The sequence below is a fragment of the Leclercia adecarboxylata genome, from assembly GCF_006171285.1.
Taxonomy (GTDB): Bacteria; Pseudomonadota; Gammaproteobacteria; order Enterobacterales; family Enterobacteriaceae; genus Enterobacter; species Enterobacter barmai.
Window position 1 is genome coordinate 3,282,810 of sequence record NZ_CP040889.1, and the last position, 19,829, is coordinate 3,302,638.

At 59.4% G+C, this 19,829-nt stretch carries 18 protein-coding genes and 1 pseudogene; 10 read left to right on the plus strand and 9 right to left on the minus strand.

Annotated elements, in window-relative coordinates; genetic code table 11:
* The first annotated feature begins 61 nt into the window (after positions 1-61).
* Together FHN83_RS17415 and FHN83_RS17420 are read left to right on the plus strand one after the other, a co-directional pair.
* A complete protein-coding gene (locus FHN83_RS17415) occupies positions 62-1,141 on the plus strand; it encodes an efflux RND transporter periplasmic adaptor subunit (protein WP_139564486.1) in 1,080 nt (359 codons plus the stop codon).
* Between the two features lie 9 nt (positions 1,142-1,150).
* On the plus strand, positions 1,151-4,285 hold the full coding sequence (locus FHN83_RS17420) for an efflux RND transporter permease subunit (RefSeq protein ID WP_139564487.1): 3,135 nt from the start codon (positions 1,151-1,153) through the stop codon (positions 4,283-4,285).
* Here the strand turns inward: FHN83_RS17420 and FHN83_RS17425 are convergent.
* The 4 genes and pseudogenes from FHN83_RS17425 to FHN83_RS17440 form a co-directional block, all read right to left on the minus strand.
* On the minus strand, positions 4,236-5,357 hold the full coding sequence (locus tag FHN83_RS17425; RefSeq protein WP_139564488.1) for a YbdK family carboxylate-amine ligase: 1,122 nt from the start codon (positions 5,355-5,357) through the stop codon (positions 4,236-4,238). The genes FHN83_RS17420 and FHN83_RS17425 overlap by 50 nt on opposite strands.
* Positions 5,358-5,412: 55 nt before the next feature.
* A complete protein-coding gene (locus tag FHN83_RS17430) occupies positions 5,413-5,832 on the minus strand; it encodes a helix-turn-helix domain-containing protein (protein WP_039031586.1) in 420 nt (139 codons plus the stop codon).
* A pseudogene (locus tag FHN83_RS17435) lies at positions 5,829-6,140 on the minus strand (type II toxin-antitoxin system HigB family toxin). The gene FHN83_RS17430 and the pseudogene FHN83_RS17435 overlap by 4 nt, the downstream one beginning before the upstream one ends.
* A gap of 215 nt (positions 6,141-6,355) precedes the next feature.
* On the minus strand, positions 6,356-7,495 hold the full coding sequence (locus FHN83_RS17440; RefSeq protein ID WP_139564489.1) for a DSD1 family PLP-dependent enzyme: 1,140 nt from the start codon (positions 7,493-7,495) through the stop codon (positions 6,356-6,358).
* Between the two features lie 86 nt (positions 7,496-7,581).
* Between FHN83_RS17440 and FHN83_RS17445 the strand changes: the two genes are divergently transcribed.
* The 7 genes from FHN83_RS17445 to FHN83_RS17475 all read left to right on the plus strand — a co-directional run bounded on the left by FHN83_RS17445 (position 7,582) and on the right by FHN83_RS17475 (position 12,245).
* Positions 7,582-8,505, plus strand: coding sequence for a LysR family transcriptional regulator (locus tag FHN83_RS17445; RefSeq protein ID WP_309241910.1), 924 nt, complete (start codon positions 7,582-7,584; stop codon positions 8,503-8,505).
* Positions 8,506-8,548: 43 nt separating this feature from the next.
* The gene (locus tag FHN83_RS17450; protein WP_139564490.1) at positions 8,549-8,794 is read left to right on the plus strand and encodes a YmjA family protein; all 246 of its coding nucleotides are present in this window, start codon (positions 8,549-8,551) and stop codon (positions 8,792-8,794) included.
* 95 nt (positions 8,795-8,889) lie between these two features.
* Complete coding sequence (locus FHN83_RS17455) at positions 8,890-9,378, plus strand: cold-shock protein (protein WP_039031591.1); 489 nt, start codon at positions 8,890-8,892, stop codon at positions 9,376-9,378.
* A gap of 202 nt (positions 9,379-9,580) precedes the next feature.
* The gene (locus FHN83_RS17460; RefSeq protein ID WP_139564491.1) at positions 9,581-10,294 is read left to right on the plus strand and encodes a GNAT family N-acetyltransferase; all 714 of its coding nucleotides are present in this window, start codon (positions 9,581-9,583) and stop codon (positions 10,292-10,294) included.
* Positions 10,295-10,860: 566 nt separating this feature from the next.
* On the plus strand, positions 10,861-11,070 hold the full coding sequence (locus FHN83_RS17465; RefSeq protein WP_138369660.1) for a hypothetical protein: 210 nt from the start codon (positions 10,861-10,863) through the stop codon (positions 11,068-11,070).
* 494 nt (positions 11,071-11,564) lie between these two features.
* Positions 11,565-11,717 (plus strand): Hok/Gef family protein, encoded by a 153-nt coding sequence (locus FHN83_RS17470; protein WP_139564492.1) that lies wholly within the window; start codon positions 11,565-11,567, stop codon positions 11,715-11,717.
* A gap of 375 nt (positions 11,718-12,092) precedes the next feature.
* Positions 12,093-12,245, plus strand: a complete 153-nt coding sequence (locus FHN83_RS17475) for a Hok/Gef family protein (protein WP_039032710.1) — start codon at positions 12,093-12,095, stop codon at positions 12,243-12,245.
* 96 nt (positions 12,246-12,341) lie between these two features.
* Here the strand turns inward: FHN83_RS17475 and FHN83_RS17480 are convergent, their stop codons facing one another.
* From FHN83_RS17480 to FHN83_RS17495, 4 genes are read right to left on the minus strand one after another with little or no spacing between them, the layout of a single operon-like run.
* Entirely contained in the window at positions 12,342-13,841 is a 1,500-nt protein-coding gene (locus FHN83_RS17480) for an FGGY family carbohydrate kinase (RefSeq protein ID WP_139564493.1), read from the minus strand.
* Between the two features lie 14 nt (positions 13,842-13,855).
* Complete coding sequence (locus tag FHN83_RS17485; RefSeq protein ID WP_039031450.1) at positions 13,856-15,274, minus strand: L-fucose/L-arabinose isomerase family protein; 1,419 nt, start codon at positions 15,272-15,274, stop codon at positions 13,856-13,858.
* Between the two features lie 34 nt (positions 15,275-15,308).
* The gene (locus FHN83_RS17490; protein ID WP_139564494.1) at positions 15,309-16,259 is read right to left on the minus strand and encodes a transketolase family protein; all 951 of its coding nucleotides are present in this window, start codon (positions 16,257-16,259) and stop codon (positions 15,309-15,311) included.
* On the minus strand, positions 16,252-17,082 hold the full coding sequence (locus FHN83_RS17495; RefSeq protein WP_039031448.1) for a transketolase: 831 nt from the start codon (positions 17,080-17,082) through the stop codon (positions 16,252-16,254). The genes FHN83_RS17490 and FHN83_RS17495 overlap by 8 nt, the downstream gene beginning before the upstream one ends.
* Before the next feature lie 296 nt (positions 17,083-17,378).
* On the opposite strand from FHN83_RS17495, the gene FHN83_RS17500 reads away from it, so the two are divergent.
* Complete coding sequence (locus FHN83_RS17500) at positions 17,379-18,329, plus strand: sugar-binding transcriptional regulator (RefSeq protein ID WP_139564495.1); 951 nt, start codon at positions 17,379-17,381, stop codon at positions 18,327-18,329.
* Between the two features lie 411 nt (positions 18,330-18,740).
* Here FHN83_RS17500 and FHN83_RS17505 read toward each other — a convergent pair whose 3' ends face one another.
* A complete protein-coding gene (locus FHN83_RS17505) occupies positions 18,741-19,829 on the minus strand; it encodes an ABC transporter permease (RefSeq protein WP_039031446.1) in 1,089 nt (362 codons plus the stop codon).

Here is a 19,829-nt window from a genome sequence, read left to right on the forward strand (position 1 = left end):
TTCTCCCTCGCCCCTATGGGGAGAGGGCCGGGGTGAGGGGACAAACACCGAGGCATTCTCTATGAAACTGACTTTCCTGCGCGCCGCCCTGGCCAGCGCGCTCCTCGTCTGCACCCTTAATTCCGCCTTCGCCGCCGCCATTCCCGTGCGCGTCGCCACCGTGGAGCAAACCGCCCACGCCGCGGAGCGTCAAATCCCGGGCCGCATCGAAGCCATTCACACCGTTGAGCTGCGGGCCCGCACGGAAGGCGTCATCACCCGGACCCACTTTCGCGACGGGCAGTATGTGAAAAAAGGCGACGTGCTGTTTGAGCTGGACGATGCCGAGCCGCGTGCCGCCGTGCGCCTGGCCCAGGCCGAGGTGAAAAGCGCCGAAGCCACGCTGCGTCAGGCGCAGCAGCAGCTCTCCCGCTTCGAGAGCCTGGGCAACAACAACGCCATCAGCCGCCATGACGTGGACAACGCCCGCATGCAGCGCGACGTGGCCAGCGCCGCGCTGGAGCAGGCGCGAGCCCGGCTTGAGGCCCGCAACCTGACCCTGACCTACACCCGCATCATCTCCCCCATCGACGGCCGCGTGGGGCACAGCCCGTTCCACGTGGGCAGCCTGGTGAATCCTGCCAGCGGCGTGCTGGCGGACGTGGTGCAGCTCGACCCGATCCGCATCGCCTTCGCGCTGGAAGAGGGGGCGTTTGCCACCAAAGCCGGGCAGCATGCGGATATCCACGCCATGAAGCAGGCCTGGCAGGCGCTGATCGACAGCAACGGCCAGCGCGTAAGCGGGGAACTGACCTCGGTGGATAACCGTATCGACCCGCGCACCGCCAGCGTGATGCTGCGTGCCGAGTTCGCCAACCCGCGCCATCAGTTGCTGTCCGGCGGTAACGTGAATGTGTACCTGCGCCCGGCAAGCGTTCAGCCGGTGCTGACCCTGCCTGCTGCGGCGGTCCAGCAAAACGGCGAGGGGTTCTTCGCCTGGGTGGTTAACGCCGACGGCAAAGCCGAAAAACGCACGTTGAACATCGCCGGGCAGATCGGCCAGCAGTTCCAGATTGCATCCGGTGTTAAGCCCGGTGAGCGAGCTATCGCTGACGGCGCGCAGCGCGTGTCGTCGGGCGCTACAGTCCAGATACTGAATTAAGGAGCCATCATGCTGACGTTTTTCATCAAACGCCCGCGCTTCGCGATGGTCATTGCGCTGGTTGTTGCCCTGATGGGGGCTATCGCCCTGAAGATCATTCCCGTGGAGCAGTATCCGCAGATCACCCCCCCGGTGGTGAATGTGTCAGCCTCATGGCCCGGCGCCAGCTCGGCCGACGTGGCGGAGGCCATCGCCACGCCGCTGGAGACCCAGCTTAACGGCGTGGATCACATGCTGTACATGGAGTCCACCAGCTCTGACGAAGGCAGCTACAGCCTGAACATCACTTTTGCCGCGGGCACCGATCCGGATCTCGCCGCCATCGACGTGCAGAACCGCGTGGCCCAGGCCGTGGCGCAACTGCCCACCGAGGCCCAGCAAAACGGCGTGCAGGTGCGCAAGCGTGCCACCAACCTGATGATGGGGGTAAGTCTTTACTCACCCAACAACAGCCACACGCCGCTGTTCGTCAGCAACTACGCCAGCACCCAGGTGCGCGAGGCGCTGGCCCGTTTACCGGGCGTCGGGCAGGTACAGATGTTTGGCGCGCGGGACTACAGCATGCGCATCTGGCTGCGACCGGATCGGATGAACGCCCTGAACGTCACCACCGACGACGTGGCCCAGGCGCTGCGCGAGCAGAACGTGCAGGGGGCGGCGGGGCAGGTGGGAACGCCGCCGGTGTTTAACGGCCAGCAGCAGACCCTGACCATCAACGGGCTGGGGCGCTTAAATCAGGCCGACGACTTTGCCGGGATCGTCATTCGCGCGGGCGAGATGGGCCAGCTGGTGCGCCTGAAGGATGTCGCCACCATTGAACTCGGCTCCCGCAGCTACAGCTCCGGCGCTCAGCTTAACGGTCATGACTCGGCGTATCTGGGGATCTACCCGACGCCATCCGCTAACGCCCTGCGGGTGGCCGACGCGGTTCGTGCCGAGCTGGAGCGTCTCTCGACGCGCTTCCCGGACGATCTGACGTATGAGGTGAAGTTTGACACCACCACCTTTGTTGCGGCGACCATCAAGGAGATTGGCGTCTCGCTGGCGCTGACCCTGCTGGCGGTTGTGGTGGTGGTCTCCCTGTTCCTGCAGAGCTGGCGCGCCACGCTGATTGTCGCTCTCGCTATTCCGGTGTCGCTGGTGGGCACCTTTGCGGTGCTCTATACCCTGGGGTATTCCGCCAACACCCTGAGCCTGTTTGCCATCATTCTGGCCCTGACCATGGTGGTGGATGACGCCATCGTGGTGGTGGAGAGCGTCGAAACCCTGATGGCGGAAGGGCTGAGCCGTACGGCGGCCACCGCCCAGGCGCTGCGCCAGATTGCCGGGCCGGTGATCGCCACCACCCTGGTGCTGCTGGCGGTGTTTGTGCCGGTGGCGCTGCTGCCGGGGATCGTCGGCGAGCTGTTCCGCCAGTTCGCGGTGACGCTCTCGACGGCGGTTACCCTCTCAAGCCTGGTGGCGCTGACCCTGACGCCTGCCCTGTGCGCCATGCTGCTGCGCCCGCGTCCTGCGCGCCCGGCGGCAATTTATCGCGGCTTCAACCGCGGGCTGGATGCCACCCGCAACGGGTACTCCCGCATCGTCAGCCTGTTTAACCTGCGCCCGTGGCTGGCGCTGCTGGCCACCGCAGGGGCGGCCGCGGTAGTGGTCTTCAGCTTTATGTCGATGCCAAAAGGCTTCCTGCCCCAGGAGGATCAGGGCTACTTCTTTGCCAGCGTCCAGTTGCCGGAAGCGGCCTCGCTGGAGCGCACCGAAGCGGTGATGAAAACCGCCCGGGAGCTGATCGCTAAAAATCCGGCGGTGGAGGACGTGATTCAGGTCTCCGGATTTAACATTCTCAACGGCACCAGCGCCTCCAACGGCGGCTTTATCTCCGTGATGCTGAAGGACTGGAGCGAGCGCCCCGCGCTGGATGAGGTGATGGGCACGCTGCAGCGCCAGCTGCTGGCCCTGCCGGAAGCCACCATCATGACCTTCGCGCCGCCGACGCTGCCGGGGCTGGGCAACGCCTCCGGCTTCGACCTGCGCATTCAGGCCCAGGCGGGGCAAAGTCCGGCGGAGCTGGAGCGCGTGACGCGCGAAGTGCTGGCGAAAGCCAACCAGCATCCGCAGCTGAACCGGGTGTTCACCACCTGGAGCAGCAACGTGCCGCAGCTGACCCTCACCGTCGATCGCGAGCGGGCCGCGCGTCTCGACGTGCCGGTGTCGCGCATCTTCAGCAGCCTGCAGACCGCCTTTGGCGGCACCCGCGCCGGGGATTTCAGCGTCAACAACCGCGTCTACCACGTGGTGATGCAAAACGAGATGCAGTGGCGCGAGCGGGCGGAGCAGATCGGCGAGCTGTTCGTGCGCAGCAATAACGGCGAGCGGGTACGCCTGAGCAACCTGGTCACCATCACGCCGACCGTCGGCGCGCCGTTCCTGCAGCAGTACAACCAGTTCCCGTCCGTCTCCGTGAGCGGCTCGGCGGCAGCCGGGGTCAGCAGCAGTACGGCGATGGCGGCGATGGGGCAGCTGCTGGCGGAGCACCTGCCCGCCGGGTATGACTACGCCTGGAGCGGGATGTCATATCAGGAGCAGCAGACCGGGAATCAGGCGATCTGGATTGTGCTGGCGGCGGTGGTGATGGCGTGGCTGTTCCTCGTCGCCCAGTATGAGAGCTGGACGCTCCCGGCAAGCGTCATGCTCTCGGTGCTGTTCGCCATCGGCGGGGCGCTGGTGTGGCTGTGGGTTGCCGGGTACGCCAACGACGTCTACGTGCAGATTGGCCTGGTCCTGCTGATCGCCCTCGCGGCCAAAAACGCGATCCTGATCGTCGAGTTTGCCCGCGCGCGGCGCAATGAGGGGATGGCGATTGTTGATGCGGCGCGCGAAGGGGCCACGCGCCGTTTCCGGGCGGTGATGATGACCGCCGTGTCGTTCATTATCGGCGTACTACCGATGATGCTGGCGACCGGGGCGGGTGCCCAGAGCCGTCGCATCATCGGCACCACGGTGTTCAGCGGTATGCTGGTGGCCACCCTGGTGGGGATTGTCTTTATCCCGGCGCTGTTTGTGCTGTTCCAGCGCCTGCGCGAGTGGGGGCACCGCCTTACGGACTCGTCGCCCACAGATCGCAGTGCTTCTGCACCAGAGAAATAAGTGAACCGCCGTCTGCGATAAAGTCCCGCATCAGGTCTGCCTCGCTCTTGCCCTGCTTTAACCGCAGGGCAATTTCCTGGATCGCGCTGCTGGCGCCCACTTTTTCCGCCGACGGCGCGACGCGCTCCAGCAGCCAGGCGAGATCCTCCGCAATGGTTTTTTGCTCCCCGGTGTGGACGTCGGTCAGGATCCCCTCCAGCCCGTAGCGGCAGGCCTGAAAACGGTTAAAGCGATAGAGCAGAAAATCCCGCTCCTGATGCTTATAAGGCCGGGTGGTCAGCAGCCAGTGGGAGGTGGCCTGGATCAGCCCGGCGATATTAATGGCATGGGCGAGGGTGAGCGGGGTATCCATCACCCGCACCTCCACGGTGCCGAAATGGGGGCTCGGGCGAATGTCCCAGTGCAGATCCTTAATGCTGTCGATCATGCTGGTGTGGCTCAGGCGACGGAACAGTCCTTCGAACTCCTGCCAGCTGCTGACCCACGGCATCAGGCCGTTATCCGGGAACCCGGAGAAGATATTGAGCCTTGATGACGAGAACTTCGTGTCGGTGCCCTGCATATAGGGCGAGGTGGCCGCCAGGGCGATGAAGTGCGGCACAAAGCGCGACAGCCCGTGCAGCAGGTAGATGGCGTCATCCCCGGTGCGACAGCCGACGTGAACGTGCTGGCCAAACACCGTCGCCTGCAAAATCAGATAGCCGAAGCGCTCAAGCGTGGCGTTATAGCGCTCATCCTCGCACACCTCCTGACGCTGCCACTTCTGAAACGGATGCGTACCGCCGCCGCAAATCTGGATATGCTGCTCCGCCGCGGCCCGCAGAATGCTCTGCTGCATCGCGGAGAACTGCGCCGCCGCCTGGTCGATGTTCTGGCACACGCCGGTGGCGATTTCGAGCATGCTTTCGGTGATATCGTGCTTCACTTCCCCGCCTTTGATGTCGTCTTTGACGGCGGCGATAAGCGCGGAGGAGTCCTGACTCAGATCGTAGCCCGGCGGATTAACCACCTGCAGTTCCAGTTCGATGCCAAGGGTGAAGGGTTCAGAGGAATGAAAGTCGGGTAAAGGCATGGCGCACTCCGTTGTCTGTTATACGTTGAGTATAGACAACGGGTGAGGAACGCCTTCAGTCGCCGACAAACGCACTGACCGGCAAATCAAAACGCTTCGCCAGCGCCCGCATATGTTCCAGCGTTAATGTGCGTTGTCCGTTGAGGATCCGGCTGACCAGCGATTTCTTGCCAATCTCATTCTCCAGGTCGCTCTGCGTCAAATGATGCTGATCCATCAGCGTTCGTAGCAGCGCAACGCCGGAAGGCGTACTGGCAATACGGGCGTTAAACTCAGCAAACTCTGGCGATTCATTCTCGTATTTATCGATCTTAGCGGTCAGCATATCGATGAGCGGGCTGTCGGGCTGGTGCTCGATCAGGTACTCCATCAGCGACAGCGCGTCCTCATAGTCTTTACGCGACGGACGTGCTCCCAGAAAAGGCAGGACGTTTGCCAGATCGTTGGCTGCTTTAATGGCCTGTGCATAATTCATTCTTTGGTTCTCCGGTAGAGGTCCGTCAGCTTGTCATACTCTGCATGCGTGCTGATATGTTTGATAAAAATCCTTCCCCGCTCAAAATCAGCAAAAAACATCACTCGCAAGTGCCCGCCGCCTACATCAATGACCCACCATTTTTCCCGGTATTTCATTCTGTCCAGGCTGGGGAATCGCTTTCGCATCCAATCGGGTGACGGGTAGTTTTCTTTCTTTAAAACCCGTTAAAGGTCATCCAGGGCAAGCGCCTGATTGGGAAATCGTCTGGTAGCTAAATCAAAAGGTGCTCTTGATACGACATGCATCCTTGCCCCTTATTTCCATCCTGGAAACATTATAGGAAGTTGATGGCTTGTTGACAATATGGAAACATCGGTTTTTTTCAGACTGGCCCATAAAGTAAACGCCTCCGGAGAACGCGCCATACTTTATGGGGGGCAAGAAGTGAAACAAAGCGTCGGGCACAGGTAACGTTTTAATCTGCGTGACGCATTCCGGAAATCCCTCACTACACCACCCTCTACCAGCCCGTGATCCGGTTCCACGTCCGTTGCTGGCCATCCCTCATCAGCACCTGGTAAACGCTATGCATTGCCGCTGTTGCACAGGCGTGATTAGGCAGGATGCGCAGGCGAGTGCCAACAGGGAAATCTTCCGTTGTCAGGGAGGCGTCAGCAGACAGGGCGATGATGCCGTGCTCCTGATTGGTGATGCTCAGACAAACGCCGTCATAAGGTAGCCCCGCCAGATTACAGACCAGCCCGTAGCCGTAGTCGGTCGCCTGTGAGGCCGTACCCCGGTCGCGGGACATCGCCATCCAGCCGGCATCAATAAACACCCAGTTTTTGTCCCGGTTGTGGCCTGTCACCGTGGTGACGACCGAAAGCGCAATGTCGTCAATTTCGCAGACTCCCACGTTTTTCATCACCAGATCAAAGGTGGTGAAGACCCCGGCTCTCACTTCCGTTATGCCTGCAAGCTCTGTCGAGAAATGCGCGGTCGGGGTGGCGCCGATGCTCAGCACGGGGCAGGGGATACCCAGCTCACGGACCCGACGCCCGGCGAGACGAATGGCATCACACTCGTTCTGCGCGGCCTGACGGATCGCCTCCTCGGTGCGACAGCTGTAGGACTCGCCCGCATGGGCCATTAGCCCGGTCAGCACCGCGCCGTTGCCATGAACGGCTCTCGCCAGGGCAACCAGTGCCTCGCTGTCCGGCGGCAATCCGCCCCGATGCCCGTCGCAGTCCACCTCAATAAATACCGAAAAAACCACCTGATGCTGCCGGGCGTAGTCTGCCAGGGCAAGCGCCTGCTCCGGGGTGTCCAGCAGCAGATGCAGGTTCACGCCCCGCTTAATCAGTTTCGCCGCCCGCGCCAGCTTATGGGGCGCAATCCCGACGGCATACAGGATGTTGGTATATCCGGCATCGGCAAACCCTTCCGCTTCGGCAAGCGTTGAAACCGTTGCCGGCGAGTCCGGATGTTTTAACAGATAGCGTGCGGCTTCGGGCGAGCGCAGGGTCTTCAGATGCGGCCGGACCTGGCTTCCCAGCCCCTCAACATGCGTATAGAGCCGGGTAATGTTGCGCACATAACGGCTCTCATCAATCAGAAGGTAGGGCGTTTCAGGGGCGTTCAGCCAGCGTGGTGTAGTCATGGTGTGGATCTCCTGGAAAATGTCTGGCCAGTTTTACATCTCATGATTTATGTTTAAATAAACAAAACCGTAATCCCTGATTAGGTATGGCCTTAATGATTAACAGCGACGATCTGCGTTTCTTCCATGCGATCGCAACCCATAAAACCCTTGCCGCCGCCGCGCGCGCCCTGAATATTTCCCCTTCTTCGGTGACCCAACGGTTGCAGGGCATTGAGTCGCGGATGGGCGTCAAGCTGATCCAGCGTCCCTCGCGCGTGGTCAGCCTGACCGACGAGGGCTCCCTGGTGCTCGCCCGCGCCCGGCGGGTGATTGCCGAGCTCAGTGAGCTGCAGTCGATCATTGATAACCGCCTGCAGCAGGTGACGGGCAAACTGCGCGTGCTGGCGCCGCTCGGGTTTGGTAATGAGTATGTGGCGCCTGTTCTGGCGCAATACGCCTTACAGCATCCGGGGCTTGAGGTGGAGCTGACGCTGTCCGACGTGCCGGAGTGGTCGTCCATGCACCGGTGGGATGTCATTGTGTATATTGGCGAGCTGCGCGACTCTTCCCTTCGCTGCATCAAACTTGCCGCTAACCGGCGTCTGGTGTGCGCCTCGCCGGAATATCTGGCCGAACAGGGGGAACCGACTTCACCGGCGGCCTTAAAACAGCACAGCTGCATTGCCCTGCGGGAGAATGATGAGGACGTCACGCTCTGGCGTTTTAGCCGCGACGGGACGGAGATGCCGGTGCGGATCCATCCCCGGCTGGCCAGTAACCAGGGCAGCGTGGTTAAACAGTGGGCGATGGCGGGATGCGGGATCATGGTGCGCTCGGAGTGGGATATTGCCCCGCAGCTCAACGCGGGTACGCTGGTGAGAATTCTGGCGGATTACTCGCTGCCCGATGCCGATATCGTGGCGCTGAGCAGTGACGACACGGCGCATCGCTCCCCCCGGGCTGAAAACTTTATCAGATTGCTGCAAGCGTCCCTGGCCTCTCGCCCCTGGGAAGGCAAAACGCCGTGAGAATGCTATTATCAGGCAGCAACCGACACCCTGAGGAACAGATATGAGCAACGACGTACCGATTAAATATTATGACATCGTGGATGAGTACACGACGGAAGCGGCAACGCCGGTGAACGAGTCAGAGCGTGACTCCCTGGCGCTCTATTTCCAGCTGCTGATCACCCGTCTGATGAATAACGAAGAGATCAGCGAAGAAGCCCAGACCGAGATGGCGGTGGAAGCAGGCATCAGCACCCAGCGCATTGATGATATTGCCAATTTCCTCAACCAGTGGGGCAATGAGTAGTTCCTGCGTTAAAGACGTGGTTTGCGCAGGCGTTGTGCTTTACACTGCGCGCGGCAAAAATTGAGTGTGTAACGATTAATTAGGCGGTAACGGCGATGGCGATGAACGGAACAATCACAACCTGGTTTGCAGATAAGGGCTTTGGTTTTATCAAAGATGAAAACGGCGATAACCGCTATTTTCATGTGATTAAGGTCGCCAATCCCGATCTGATTAAGAAAGATGCCGCGGTGACGTTTGAACCCACCACCAACAACAAGGGTTTGTCGGCGTATGCGGTGAAGGTGATCCCGGAGAGCAAGTACATCTTCCTCGACGGCGAGCGCCATAAAATCACCTCCATCAAGACTTACCTGGTCTACAGCGAAGAAGAGCCCGCTGAAACCCGCATTGATAAAGAGAACGGCGTGCTGTCGGTGAAGAGCCTGATGGGCAATATCGCGCCGAAATCAACGGCAAAAGCAGGCGAGATGCGCACGGTGAGAAAACTGGCCATCACCACCTTCCAGGGCAAAACCTACATCTTCTCGGAAGATGAGATTGACCTGGACGCGACGGTGAAAATGCTTAAGAACCTGAAGTAATTTGCATTGCACTGCCGGGTGGCGCTGGCGCTTACCCGGCCTACAAAACGTTTACCTTGTAGGTCCGTGACCTGCTCCCTCCGATTGTCCCCGGGACGCTCCTGGAATTAAATAGCGTTCTTTCCCCCGCCTGCATTACTGTTATCAACTCTATCCTGTATTGTGGTTTAACAAATTACTAACAAACAAAAGGGGTAATGGCGTGCCGGAAATCAATATCTGGGGGCAGACGGTAAACGATCCTGTTCCTGGCTGGCAGGGGGCCAGCATATTAGAGCGTGGGGTGCTGGAGGGGCGTTTTAGTCGCCTTGAGCCGCTGGATGCCCAAAAGCATGCGGTTGATCTTTTCGAGGCGTATGTCCTGGGCGACGACAGCGACTGGACCTGGCTTGCCAGCAATCAGCCTGCCAGCGTTGAGGAGACCGCTCTGTGGGTACAGGGCAAAGTGCAGGATATCGGGCTGGTGCCTTTTGCGGTGATCGACCGCCAGAGCGAGCGTGCTGTCGGGCTGGTCTGCTATATGGCCATTGAACAACAGCTGGGCTCGGTGGAGATAGGGCATGTCACCTGGTCGCGCAATATGAAAAACAGCCCGCTCGGCACCGAGGCAGTCTGGCTGCTGCTGAAATATGGCTTTGAGCGGGGCTACCGTCGGCTGGAGTGGAAGTGCGACTCGATGAACATCGCCTCGCGCCGGGCCGCTGAGCGGCTGGGCTTTACCTGGGAAGGGCGGCTGCGCCAGAAGCTGGTGCGCAAAGGGCGTAACCGCGACAGCGATATGCTGTCCATTATCGACAGCGAGTGGCCGGAACGTGACGCGGCCCTGCGCGGCTGGCTGGCCTTAGAGAACTTTGATAGCGAAGGGCGGCAAATTAAGCGCCTTGAGGCATTTCGCGCGAGTCCGGAAACGGCATGATAATGCGTGTACCGCAGGGGCGCCCCTGCGGTGTTAATTCATACTCGTACGACCTTGCTTTGCTGACGGCTTTCATTTGACTAATGTCAAACTTTTATTACTTATTTAATTGTCTTGAAGATGTTTGTCGATAGCTGTTTTTAAAAAATTGTTACAATCTGCATTAATCTTGCAATAGTCTGTTTTACATAAAATTGCGTGATGGCTCACAGAATATACAAGAGATTAGCGGTACCGGATGCTACCCTTCCTCATTCATTCAGACTTCGCCAGGGCATCTAATGCTCTGGTGTAGCTGAGAATTTCAGCAGGCGCTTAAATCATCCTCTTGTGTCGAACATTGAAGTCTTACTTATGAAGACTAATTGTAAACATGGTTTTTATGTTGATGCTATTTATCATCAGACATAATCATCACTTTCATCTGAAGAAAATCTGCCTGTGAAGTCTTCCTGATTTAACATTTATTCTACAAAATGCTCCCCTGATTCAGAATGTTGACATGTTTAAGCCAGACTTTCATATTTCATTGCGTGAAATAACTGCATGCTTAAGTGGGAGGACGTGTGGAAAAAATCAGAAGCTATCCATCGAAGCGCAGACAGCGGGGAGAAAGTAAAAATGCCCGCTTAACGATGCTGAGCGCCCGCATCGATGATGAACTTTGTGAGTACGTGCAGGCCACCGCTTACGAAACGCGAAAAAGCAAACAGGACATCATTGCTGAAGCCTTAATGCTTCACCGACAGCACCGTCAGGTTAACCCCGGAGGCTGAATACCGCTTCAGATAACAGAAGGGTTTGAGACAATGATGTTATTCCGCGCGTGGCGTTTGCTGGTCTGGATTACGATCGTCACATTGCTGTTAACGATAGTCGCCACCACAGGATCGATTTTGACGCTGGGACTGGTTCAGATCTTCTGCCCTGGTTCGCTGGCAACGTACATAAGATCGCTGATTCACGACTTACAGTTTGTGCTGCTGGCGATGCTGCATTCGGCCCCCGTGAGGGTATCGGTTTAACGTGTAGCGACTCAGAATCTAAACGTTTTCTGAAAGAGAAATTAACCTGGCTAAATAACCAGTAAAAAGGCGGTTTTTTCACCATTGCGGGAGTAGTATTGCGACGGGTGCCTGATGCTTTCTGAGCTCAGGCAGGTCTGGAGATGCAGAAAGCAAAAGCCCCGGAGATGTTTCCATCAACCGGGGCTACCACTCCAAACCCAAACATTTGGATGGTAGCCTCTTCTTAGCAAGGAGGCAATGACATGCTTAACAAGTACGCCTTTGCGGCGATCCTGGTACTGGGCTTAACTGTGCTGGGCGTCACATTTCTGGTTCATGAGCAGTTGTGCGAACTGAGCTTTAAGGAAGGTGGCAGAGAACTGAAAGCTGTTCTCGCTTGCGAAGTGAAGAAGTAGCGGTATGCGGGGAGTAATCCCCGCCTATCCAGATGTCGGTTTGGTGCAGGCACCCGTTTATTTGCCCCGTCTGGTTTATCGCCAGGCGGGGCATTTTTATATCTGCAGAGTGAGAGTACTCATCTAAAGAGACATTTTTTGCAGCGATCTAAACGTATTCTGAAAGAGTAATTCAACTGGCTAAATTACCAGTGAAAGGCGGTTTTTTCACCATTGCGGGAGTAGTATTGCGACGGGTGCCTGATGCTTTCTGAGCTCAGGCAGGTGCGGAGATGCAGAAAGCAAAAGCCCCGGAGATGTTTCCATCAACCGGGGCTACCTACCCAAACCTCAACAATTTGGATGGTAGCCTCTTCTTAGCAAGGAGGCAATGACATGCTTAACAAGTACGCCTTTGCGGCGATCCTGGTACTGGGCTTAACTGTGCTGGGAGTCACATTTCTGGTTCATGAGCAGCTATGCGAACTGAGCTTTAAGGAAGGTGGCAGAGAACTGAAAGCTGTTCTCGCTTGCGAAGCGAAGAAGTAGCGGTATGCGGGGAGCATTCCCCGCCTATCCAGTTGTCGGTTTGGTACAGGCACCCGTTTATTTGCCCCGTCTGGTTTATTGCCAGGCGGGGCATTTTTACGCCCGTACTCGCTTAACCGTCTCCTGCCAGGCTTGCCAGCGGGTCTGCAATCGGACGTGGCGCGCCATGTCCGGCATAAACGTCACATGCTCCGGCAGATACTGGCGCAGCTGCGCGGTGGTCAGGTGAAACAGCGCTTTACGCGCCAGCAGTGCCGCGCCCATCGCCGAGAGTTCCGCCACGTCGCTGCGCATCACCGGGCAGCCGAGAAGGTCCGCCTGGTACTGCATCAGCCAGTCGTTTTTCGTCGGCCCGCCGTCGACCATCAGCGCGTTCAGGGTGAAGCCAGGATGGACGCGCATCGCCTCAACGACATCAGCAATCTGATAGGCAATCGACTCCAGCGCCGCGCGGATCAGGTGCGCGCGTTTCACGCCGCGGCTCAGGCCGTGGATCATCCCCCGGGCATTCTCATCCCACCAGGGCGCGCCAAGGCCGGTGAGCGCCGGCACAAAATAGACCCCGAGCGTCGAGTCCACCGAGCGGGGGAGGGTGTTGAGTTCGTGGGCCAGCTCCGCCTGCGACAGCTCGCTTAAGCCGGTGCTGTCCGCCATCCAGGCCACCGCGTCGCCGGTGTGGGGAATATTGCCCTCCAGCCCGTAGACCAGCGAATCGCCGTCATGCCATGCCACGGTGGTGGCCAGGACGCTGACGTCGCTGCGGGCGGAATCCACCGGCGCCATCACCGACGAGCCGGTGCCGTAGGTCGCTTTCACGCACCCTTCCGCGCCCAGACCGTGGGCAAACAGCGCGGCGTGGGAGTCGCCGATCATCGCCATCACCGGCAGTCCATCAGGAATGGACGGGCAGCCGCGTGTGTAACCAAACAGGCCGCTGGAGGGTTTGATGTCCGGCAGCGCCGCGCGCGGAATGCCAAACAGCGACAGCATCTGTGGGTCCCAGTCGGCGCTGTGCAGGCTCATCAGCTGGGTACGGGCGGCGTTGGCGTAGTCGCAGCAGAAAGCGTCCCCCTGCGTCAGTTGCCACAGCAGCCAGCTGTCAACGGTGCCGAGGCAGATCTCCCCCCGGGCGGCGCGCCGTGCGCCGTCGGGGGTGTTATCCAGCAGCCAGCGCATTTTAGAGGCCGAAAACAGCGGCGCGATGGGCAGGCCCGTTGCCGCCTTGATCTGCGGGCCGTGGCCCTGCTCACGCAGTTGATGGCAAAAGGCCGCGGTGCGGGAACACTGCCAGCTCAGCGCCGGGGCGACAGGGTTACCGGTCGCCCGATCCCAGCCCACCACGGTTTCACGCTGGTTGCTGATTGCCAGCGCGGCAACCCGTTCCACCCCGACGGTAGCAATGGCGCGGGCCACTACCTTAAGGGAGGCCTCCACCAGCAGTTCGGCGGATTGTTCCACCCAGCCTTCGTGCGGGGTCTGGATCGCCAGCGCCCGGGAGAAGCTCGCCACCACATGCCCGTTCCCATCCAGCGCCACCGCTTTGGCATTGGTGGTGCCCTCATCGAGCGCGATGATGATGTCCTTGTTCACCGACATAGTGGCCTCCTGCCTTAGCGATGAAGATAGGTTGAGACGCCGAGGTAGCGGGTGAACGCCTCGTGCAGGATCTCCGCGCTGGCGGAGTGGTTCATCGCCACGTGATGTTCAAAGCCGTTGCGGCAGATCCAGTTCAGCAGGTTCTCCAGATGCGGCACCTGGATCACCGCCCGGCAGCCCACCGTGTCCAGCGGATCGTCCACCGACTGGCCCTGGCCCACGTAGGCTTTGATTTCTCCGGTCAGATCGTCGGTGCTCAGGCGGAAGTAGGTCAGCGGCCCGCTTTTCAGGCGGCCATGCACCGCGCCGCAGGTGTTCTCTTTCCCGACCGTGGTGCCGATGATGTCGGCGGTGCCCATGTGCGGCGATTCGAGGCTGGAGGCGGCGAAGTTACCGCAGTGGAACAAGACGCATTTGTCGCGATCGTCGCCGAAGTTGTTATTCCAGTCGGCAATCGAGGCCGGATTCATGTTGCTGCTGGCGAGGGCGAACATGGAGAGCGCGCCCATCACGTCCACTTCACAGGCGCTCGGCATCAGCTGGCCGGACATCACGCTCATGATCGAGCAGACGTTGATCCCGAGGTTCTCCTGCAGGGAGGTCCAGCACTGGATCGCCGTGGTGTCGATGTCGTTAGCGACCACCCACTCGCTGATCACCACAAACAGCTTCGCCATGGTCACCAGCTTCTCCGGTGGAATGCGGCTGGCGTCGGCGTTGTCGATCAGGATCCGGCGTTTTTCATCCACGCGGATGTCGTCATCGCGCAGGGTTTTGATCCGGGTAAAGACTTCAGACAGGTCGAGGGTTTCCACGGCAATGCCCAGGCGTTCCAGCAATTTTTCGCTGTAGCGCACGGTGTTAAAGCCCGCCGGACGGGCGCCAATCGCCCCCACGCGCACTCCACGCATGCTGCTCACCACGCGGCAGACCTGCTCGAAACGCCTCAGATCCTGCTCAAACACCTCGCCGTTGAGGGCGCAGACGTGCTGGGTGGTGAGGGTAAAGGGAATGCCGTACTGGCGCAGGTTATTGCACAGGGAGATCTTGCCGCAGAAGCTGTCCCGGCGGGTCGCCAGCCCCATTTTATCGAGGTTGTCCTCTTCGGCCTGCACCAGCACCGGCACGTTCAGGCCGGAGAGGCGCAGGGTTTCGGCGATGGCTTTTTCATCGCCAAAGTTAGGCAGTAGCACCACCACGCCGTGAATGCTGTCGCGATGGGCACGAAACAGTTCGGCACAGGCTTTGGCGTCCTGACGGGTTTCCACCCCGCCGAGCTCGGTCTGGCTGGGATCGAGCATAATGGTGTTGATACCCAGACGGCCAAACAGGGCGATGGCCTGCTCGCGTGCTTCCGCCACCAGATAGCTCGGGAAAAATCCGCGGTTGCCGATGACCACGCCCATCGTCAGTTGTTGAGGAATTCGGGACATTGCTTTTCTCTCCAGTAAGATGTTGTTGTTATTTTCAGCAAACCTGTCGCGTCAGCATTTCCCGGGCGTGCTTCACCACCCCAGCGACATCGATCTCATGCCTTGCCCGCGTTGACGCTCTGTCGGCGGCAATCGCGTATTGTCCATCCGGGATCCCCAGACGTTTCAGCGGCACGGCGCAACCCGCTTCGGCCAGCACTTCGGCCACCAGGCTGCCGACGCCGCCGTTGACGTTATGCTCCTCGACGCTCACCACCGCCTTGCAGGGGGCGAGGGTGGCCAGCAGCTGTTGGGTATCACAGGGACGAATAGATGGAACGCTGATAACAGTGGCGTCAATACCTTCTTCCGCGAGTTGTGCGGCAGCTTCCACAATTTCATGCACCGTCGATCCCATCGCCACCAGCGCCACGTCATGACCGGTGCGCAGAACGTCGATTTTGCCTGGCGCAAAACGGTAGCTGTCGTCGTGCAGTTCCGGCAGGGCTTTGCCGTCGAGGCGGATATAGACCGGGCCGACGTGGTCAAGGGCGTAGTCGATGATCTGGCGGCACTCGTTTGGGCTCGACGGGGCGTAAATTTCGATATTGCCGAAACCGCGCATAATGGCGATATCGTCGATGCTGTGGTGGGTGCTGGCGAGGGGGCCGTAGCTGGCCCCGGCGTTCAGGCCGAACAGCTTCACGTTGGTATTGTTGTAGCAGATGTCGACTTTGATCTGCTCGTTAGCGCGGGAAATCAAAAACGGCGCCGCGTTGCAGGTGACGGCAATCTTGCCGCCAATCGCCAGACCGGCCGCCGCGCCAACCAGCGTCTGCTCGGCGATGCCGACGTTCACCAGACGCCCCGGAAAACGCTGCATAAACGGGGAGATTTTTGCCGTGGAGGTCGAGTCCGCCACCACCGGCACCAGGTCCACGCCGCGTTCAACGGCATCAATAAAGGCATCAACCATCACCGTGGCGAGGTGTTCGCTATTACTCATCTTTCAGTTCCTCCAGCGCCAGTTCAACTTCTTCCCCTTTCGGCACCCGGTGGTGCCATTCAGGCCGTCCCTGAATAAATGAAATCCCCGCCCCCTTGGTGGTATGGGCGATCACCACGTGCGGTTTGCCGTTGGGCTTCAGCCCTTCCAGGGTGGCGACCACGTCGGCCATGTCGTTGCCGTCGCAGGCGGTTACTTCCAGACCGAAGGCTTTCCACTTCTCATCCAGCGGATCGGTGTTGAGGATCTCTTTGGTGGAGCCCGCCAGCTGGAGGTTATTTTTGTCGTTGATAATAAAGAGGTTATCCAGCTGGTAGTGGGAGGCCACCAGCGCGGCTTCCCAGTTGCTGCCTTCCGCCAGCTCGCCGTCGCCGGTCACCACAAACACCCGGCGCTTGCTGTTGTTGCGTTTTGCCGCCAGGGCGATCCCCACCGCCACCGGCAGGCCATGACCCAGCGCGCCGGTGTTCAGCTCAATACCCGGGGTTTTATGTTTCACCGGATGGCCGGGCAGGTGAGAGTCGGCATGCTGATAGGTGGATAACCACTCGACGGGAATAAACCCGGCTTCGGCCAGCACGCAGTAGTAACCGCCCACCGCGTGGCCTTTCGACTGGATGTAGATATCACGTTCATCGCTCTCCTGAAGTGCCGGGGAGCAGTTCAGAATGCGGAAGTAGAGGGCGGTGAGCAGTTCGACCTGCGACAGATCGGCCCCGGTATGGCCGCCCGCCGGGCTTTCGGCATTCAGCACGATGATCCGGCGACGAATCGAGCGTGCCCGGGTTTCGAGCTCCGCGATGGAGAGCGAAAACGGATTCATAACATACCTCCTGAATTTATAATCTGTTGTGAATAATTATTCCAGCCGGGTAAGTGATTTCCCTGTTCTCTCTGTCAGAGCAGGGATTTATGACCGCTTTGAATATATATTCAATGCTGATTTATTATTCATAAGATGTAAGATATGCCCAGTCAGAGGGTTTGTCTACGGTTTGAGCGGGCAAATTTCGAAGAAAGGAGAAAAGGATCACATTTGCCTGGCGGATCGGGCGGGTGCTTGCTTGTTAAATATTCAGTGATGAATAAAAATAACGACAGCCGATTAAGGGGAACGTTATGTCGAAACAGGATGAACAGCGATTGCTGGTGAAGATCGCCACACTTTACTACAGCGAGAATAAAAAGCAGTCCGAGATTGCCTCCCTGCTGCACCTCTCGCAGTCCTTCGTGTCGCGGGCGCTGACGCGCTGCCAGAAAGAGGGGCTGGTGAAGATTACCGTCGTTCAGCCGACCAATATTTTCGTCTCGCTGGAAAAGGCGCTGGAAGAGCAGTACGGCATCCGCCAGGCGATTGTGGTGGACGTAGGCGAAGAGCCCACCGGGGCGCAGATTAAGCACGCCATCGGCAGCGCGGCGGCGCACTACGTTGAAACCCGTCTGCGCCCGGAAGACTTGGTAGGGATCTCCTCCTGGAGCAGCACCATCCGCTGCATGGTGGATGAGATGCACCCGCAAAATATCCGCGCCGCAGGGGTGATCCAGTTGCTGGGCGGCGTGGGTCCGAACGGCAACGTGCAGGCGACGATCCTCACCCAGCAGCTGGCGGCGCACCTTGGCTGCCCGGCTGGGCTGCTACCGTCCCAGAGCATCGAACACTCCGTTGAAGAGCGCGCCCGGCTGGTGAGCAGCCCGGACGTGGCGGCGGTGGTGGGTAAATTCGCCGAAGTGGATGTGGCGATTGTCGGCATCGGCGAGCTGGAGCCGTCGCAGCTGCTGAAAAACTCCGGCAACTACTACACCGAAGAGATGCTCAAACTGCTGGCCGAACGCGGGGCGGTGGGGGATATCTGCCTGCACTACTACGACGCCAACGGCGAGCCGGTGCTGAGCGCGGAAGAAGATCCGGTGATTGGTATGGAGCTGGCGCAGATCCGCGCCTGCCCGCAGGTGATTGCCCTGGCCGGTGGGGAAGAAAAACGCAACGCCATCCGCGGGGCGCTGGAAGGGAAGTATATCGATGTGTTGATCACCGATTACCCGACGGCGCGGAGTTTGTTGAAAGCATAGAAAAATGCCCGGCGGCGCTGCGCTTGCACGGGCCTACAGGGTTTTCCAGGCCGGGTAAGGCGAAGCCGCCACCCGGTACAAATCCCGCACCCATGCCCGGATTGCAGCTTTTGTAGGCCGGGTAAGGCGAAGCCGCCACCCGGTACAAAGACCGCACCCATGCCCGTTTTGCAGATTTTGTAGGCCGGGTAAGGCGAAGCCGCCACCCGGCACAAAGACCGCACCCATGCCCGGTTTGCAGTTTTTGTAGGCCGGGTAAGGCGAAGCCGCCACCCGGCATCAATCCCGCACCCATGCCCGGATTGCAGCTTTTAGGCCGGGATCGGTGCGGCCTGATGCCCTCACCCTGGCCCTCTCCTTTGGTCCGAGGGTACAAACATTAAAAACGGCAACCTGGTTGCTGTTTTGCTTTTACTTCCCTTCCATCACCGCCTTTTGCGCTACCACGGCTGCTTTCTGCTGCATCCGGTTTTGCATCTGGTCGATGATCACCGCCACGATAATCACTATCCCTTTGATCACCATCTGCCAGAATTCGCTGACGCCCATCATCACCAGGCCGTCGGCCAGAAAGCCGATAACAAAGGCCCCGATCAGCGTCCCGAGAATGGTGCCGCGGCCCCCGGCAAGCGACGTGCCGCCCAGCACCACCGCGGCGATGGCGTTCATCTCAAACGCGGTGCCGTTCGCCGGATGGCTCGCCAGCAGCTGCGCGGAGACCACAATCCCGGCGATGGCGGCGCAGAAACCGGACAGGGTATAGACCAGTACTTTCACCTGCTTGACCCGCACCCCGGAGAGTTCTGCCGCACGCTCGTTATCACCGATGGCGTACACGTGGCGGCCAAACGGCAGGCGGCGGGCGATATAAGCGATCACCAGCGCCAGGACGATCATCATCCAGATGGCCCACGGAATGCCGAGCAGCGTTCCGGCGCCAATCTCATCGAAACCGGTATTCCCCAGCTGCGGGTTGCCGGAGAGCCCCGGGAAGGTCTGGCCGTCGGAGGTCAGCATCGCCGCCCCGCGCAGCACGTACATGGTGCCTAGGGTGCAGATAAAGGGCGCGACGTTGTAGCGGGTGATGATCCAGCCGTTCATCGCCCCTATCAGTGCGCCAATTAGTAGCACAACGGGCACAATCACCCACACGCTCGGGAAGATGGCGATGCCAAACATCGGCAGCACAATCCCTTTGGTGATCATCCACCCAGCGATCATCCCGCACAGCCCGAGGGTTGCGCCAATGGACAGGTCGATCCCGGCGGTGATAATCACGAAGGTGATCCCCAGCGCCAGGAAGGCGTTGATGGCGATATGCTTAATCATGATCACCAGGCTGCCGGCGGAGAGAAAGCCCGGCACGGTCATGGTGAAGAAGCCGACAATCAGGAACAGCGCAATGAAGGTGCGCATTTTCAGCAGCAGCAGGAGGAGTTTTTCCCGGGAAGGCGCGGCCCCTTTTTGCGGCGTCAGCGCGACAGACTGTGTTGTTTTCAT

What these genes read in the sequence shown, in the direction of transcription:
- FHN83_RS17415 (WP_139564486.1), top strand. Translation starts at nt 62, where the DNA reads ATGAAACTGACTTTCCTGCGCGCCGCCCTGGCCAGCGCGCTCCTCGTC.
- FHN83_RS17420 (WP_139564487.1), top strand. Translation starts at nt 1,151, where the DNA reads ATGCTGACGTTTTTCATCAAACGCCCGCGCTTCGCGATGGTCATTGCG.
- FHN83_RS17425 (WP_139564488.1), bottom strand. Translation starts at nt 5,357, where the DNA reads ATGCCTTTACCCGACTTTCATTCCTCTGAACCCTTCACCCTTGGCATC.
- FHN83_RS17430 (WP_039031586.1), bottom strand. Translation starts at nt 5,832, where the DNA reads ATGAATTATGCACAGGCCATTAAAGCAGCCAACGATCTGGCAAACGTC.
- FHN83_RS17440 (WP_139564489.1), bottom strand. Translation starts at nt 7,495, where the DNA reads ATGACTACACCACGCTGGCTGAACGCCCCTGAAACGCCCTACCTTCTG.
- FHN83_RS17445 (WP_309241910.1), top strand. Translation starts at nt 7,582, where the DNA reads ATGGCCTTAATGATTAACAGCGACGATCTGCGTTTCTTCCATGCGATC.
- FHN83_RS17450 (WP_139564490.1), top strand. Translation starts at nt 8,549, where the DNA reads ATGAGCAACGACGTACCGATTAAATATTATGACATCGTGGATGAGTAC.
- FHN83_RS17455 (WP_039031591.1), top strand. Translation starts at nt 8,890, where the DNA reads ATGGCGATGAACGGAACAATCACAACCTGGTTTGCAGATAAGGGCTTT.
- FHN83_RS17470 (WP_139564492.1), top strand. Translation starts at nt 11,565, where the DNA reads ATGCTTAACAAGTACGCCTTTGCGGCGATCCTGGTACTGGGCTTAACT.
- FHN83_RS17475 (WP_039032710.1), top strand. Translation starts at nt 12,093, where the DNA reads ATGCTTAACAAGTACGCCTTTGCGGCGATCCTGGTACTGGGCTTAACT.
- FHN83_RS17480 (WP_139564493.1), bottom strand. Translation starts at nt 13,841, where the DNA reads ATGTCGGTGAACAAGGACATCATCATCGCGCTCGATGAGGGCACCACC.
- FHN83_RS17485 (WP_039031450.1), bottom strand. Translation starts at nt 15,274, where the DNA reads ATGTCCCGAATTCCTCAACAACTGACGATGGGCGTGGTCATCGGCAAC.
- FHN83_RS17490 (WP_139564494.1), bottom strand. Translation starts at nt 16,259, where the DNA reads ATGAGTAATAGCGAACACCTCGCCACGGTGATGGTTGATGCCTTTATT.
- FHN83_RS17495 (WP_039031448.1), bottom strand. Translation starts at nt 17,082, where the DNA reads ATGAATCCGTTTTCGCTCTCCATCGCGGAGCTCGAAACCCGGGCACGC.
- FHN83_RS17500 (WP_139564495.1), top strand. Translation starts at nt 17,379, where the DNA reads ATGTCGAAACAGGATGAACAGCGATTGCTGGTGAAGATCGCCACACTT.
- FHN83_RS17505 (WP_039031446.1), bottom strand. Translation starts at nt 19,829, where the DNA reads ATGAAAACAACACAGTCTGTCGCGCTGACGCCGCAAAAAGGGGCCGCG.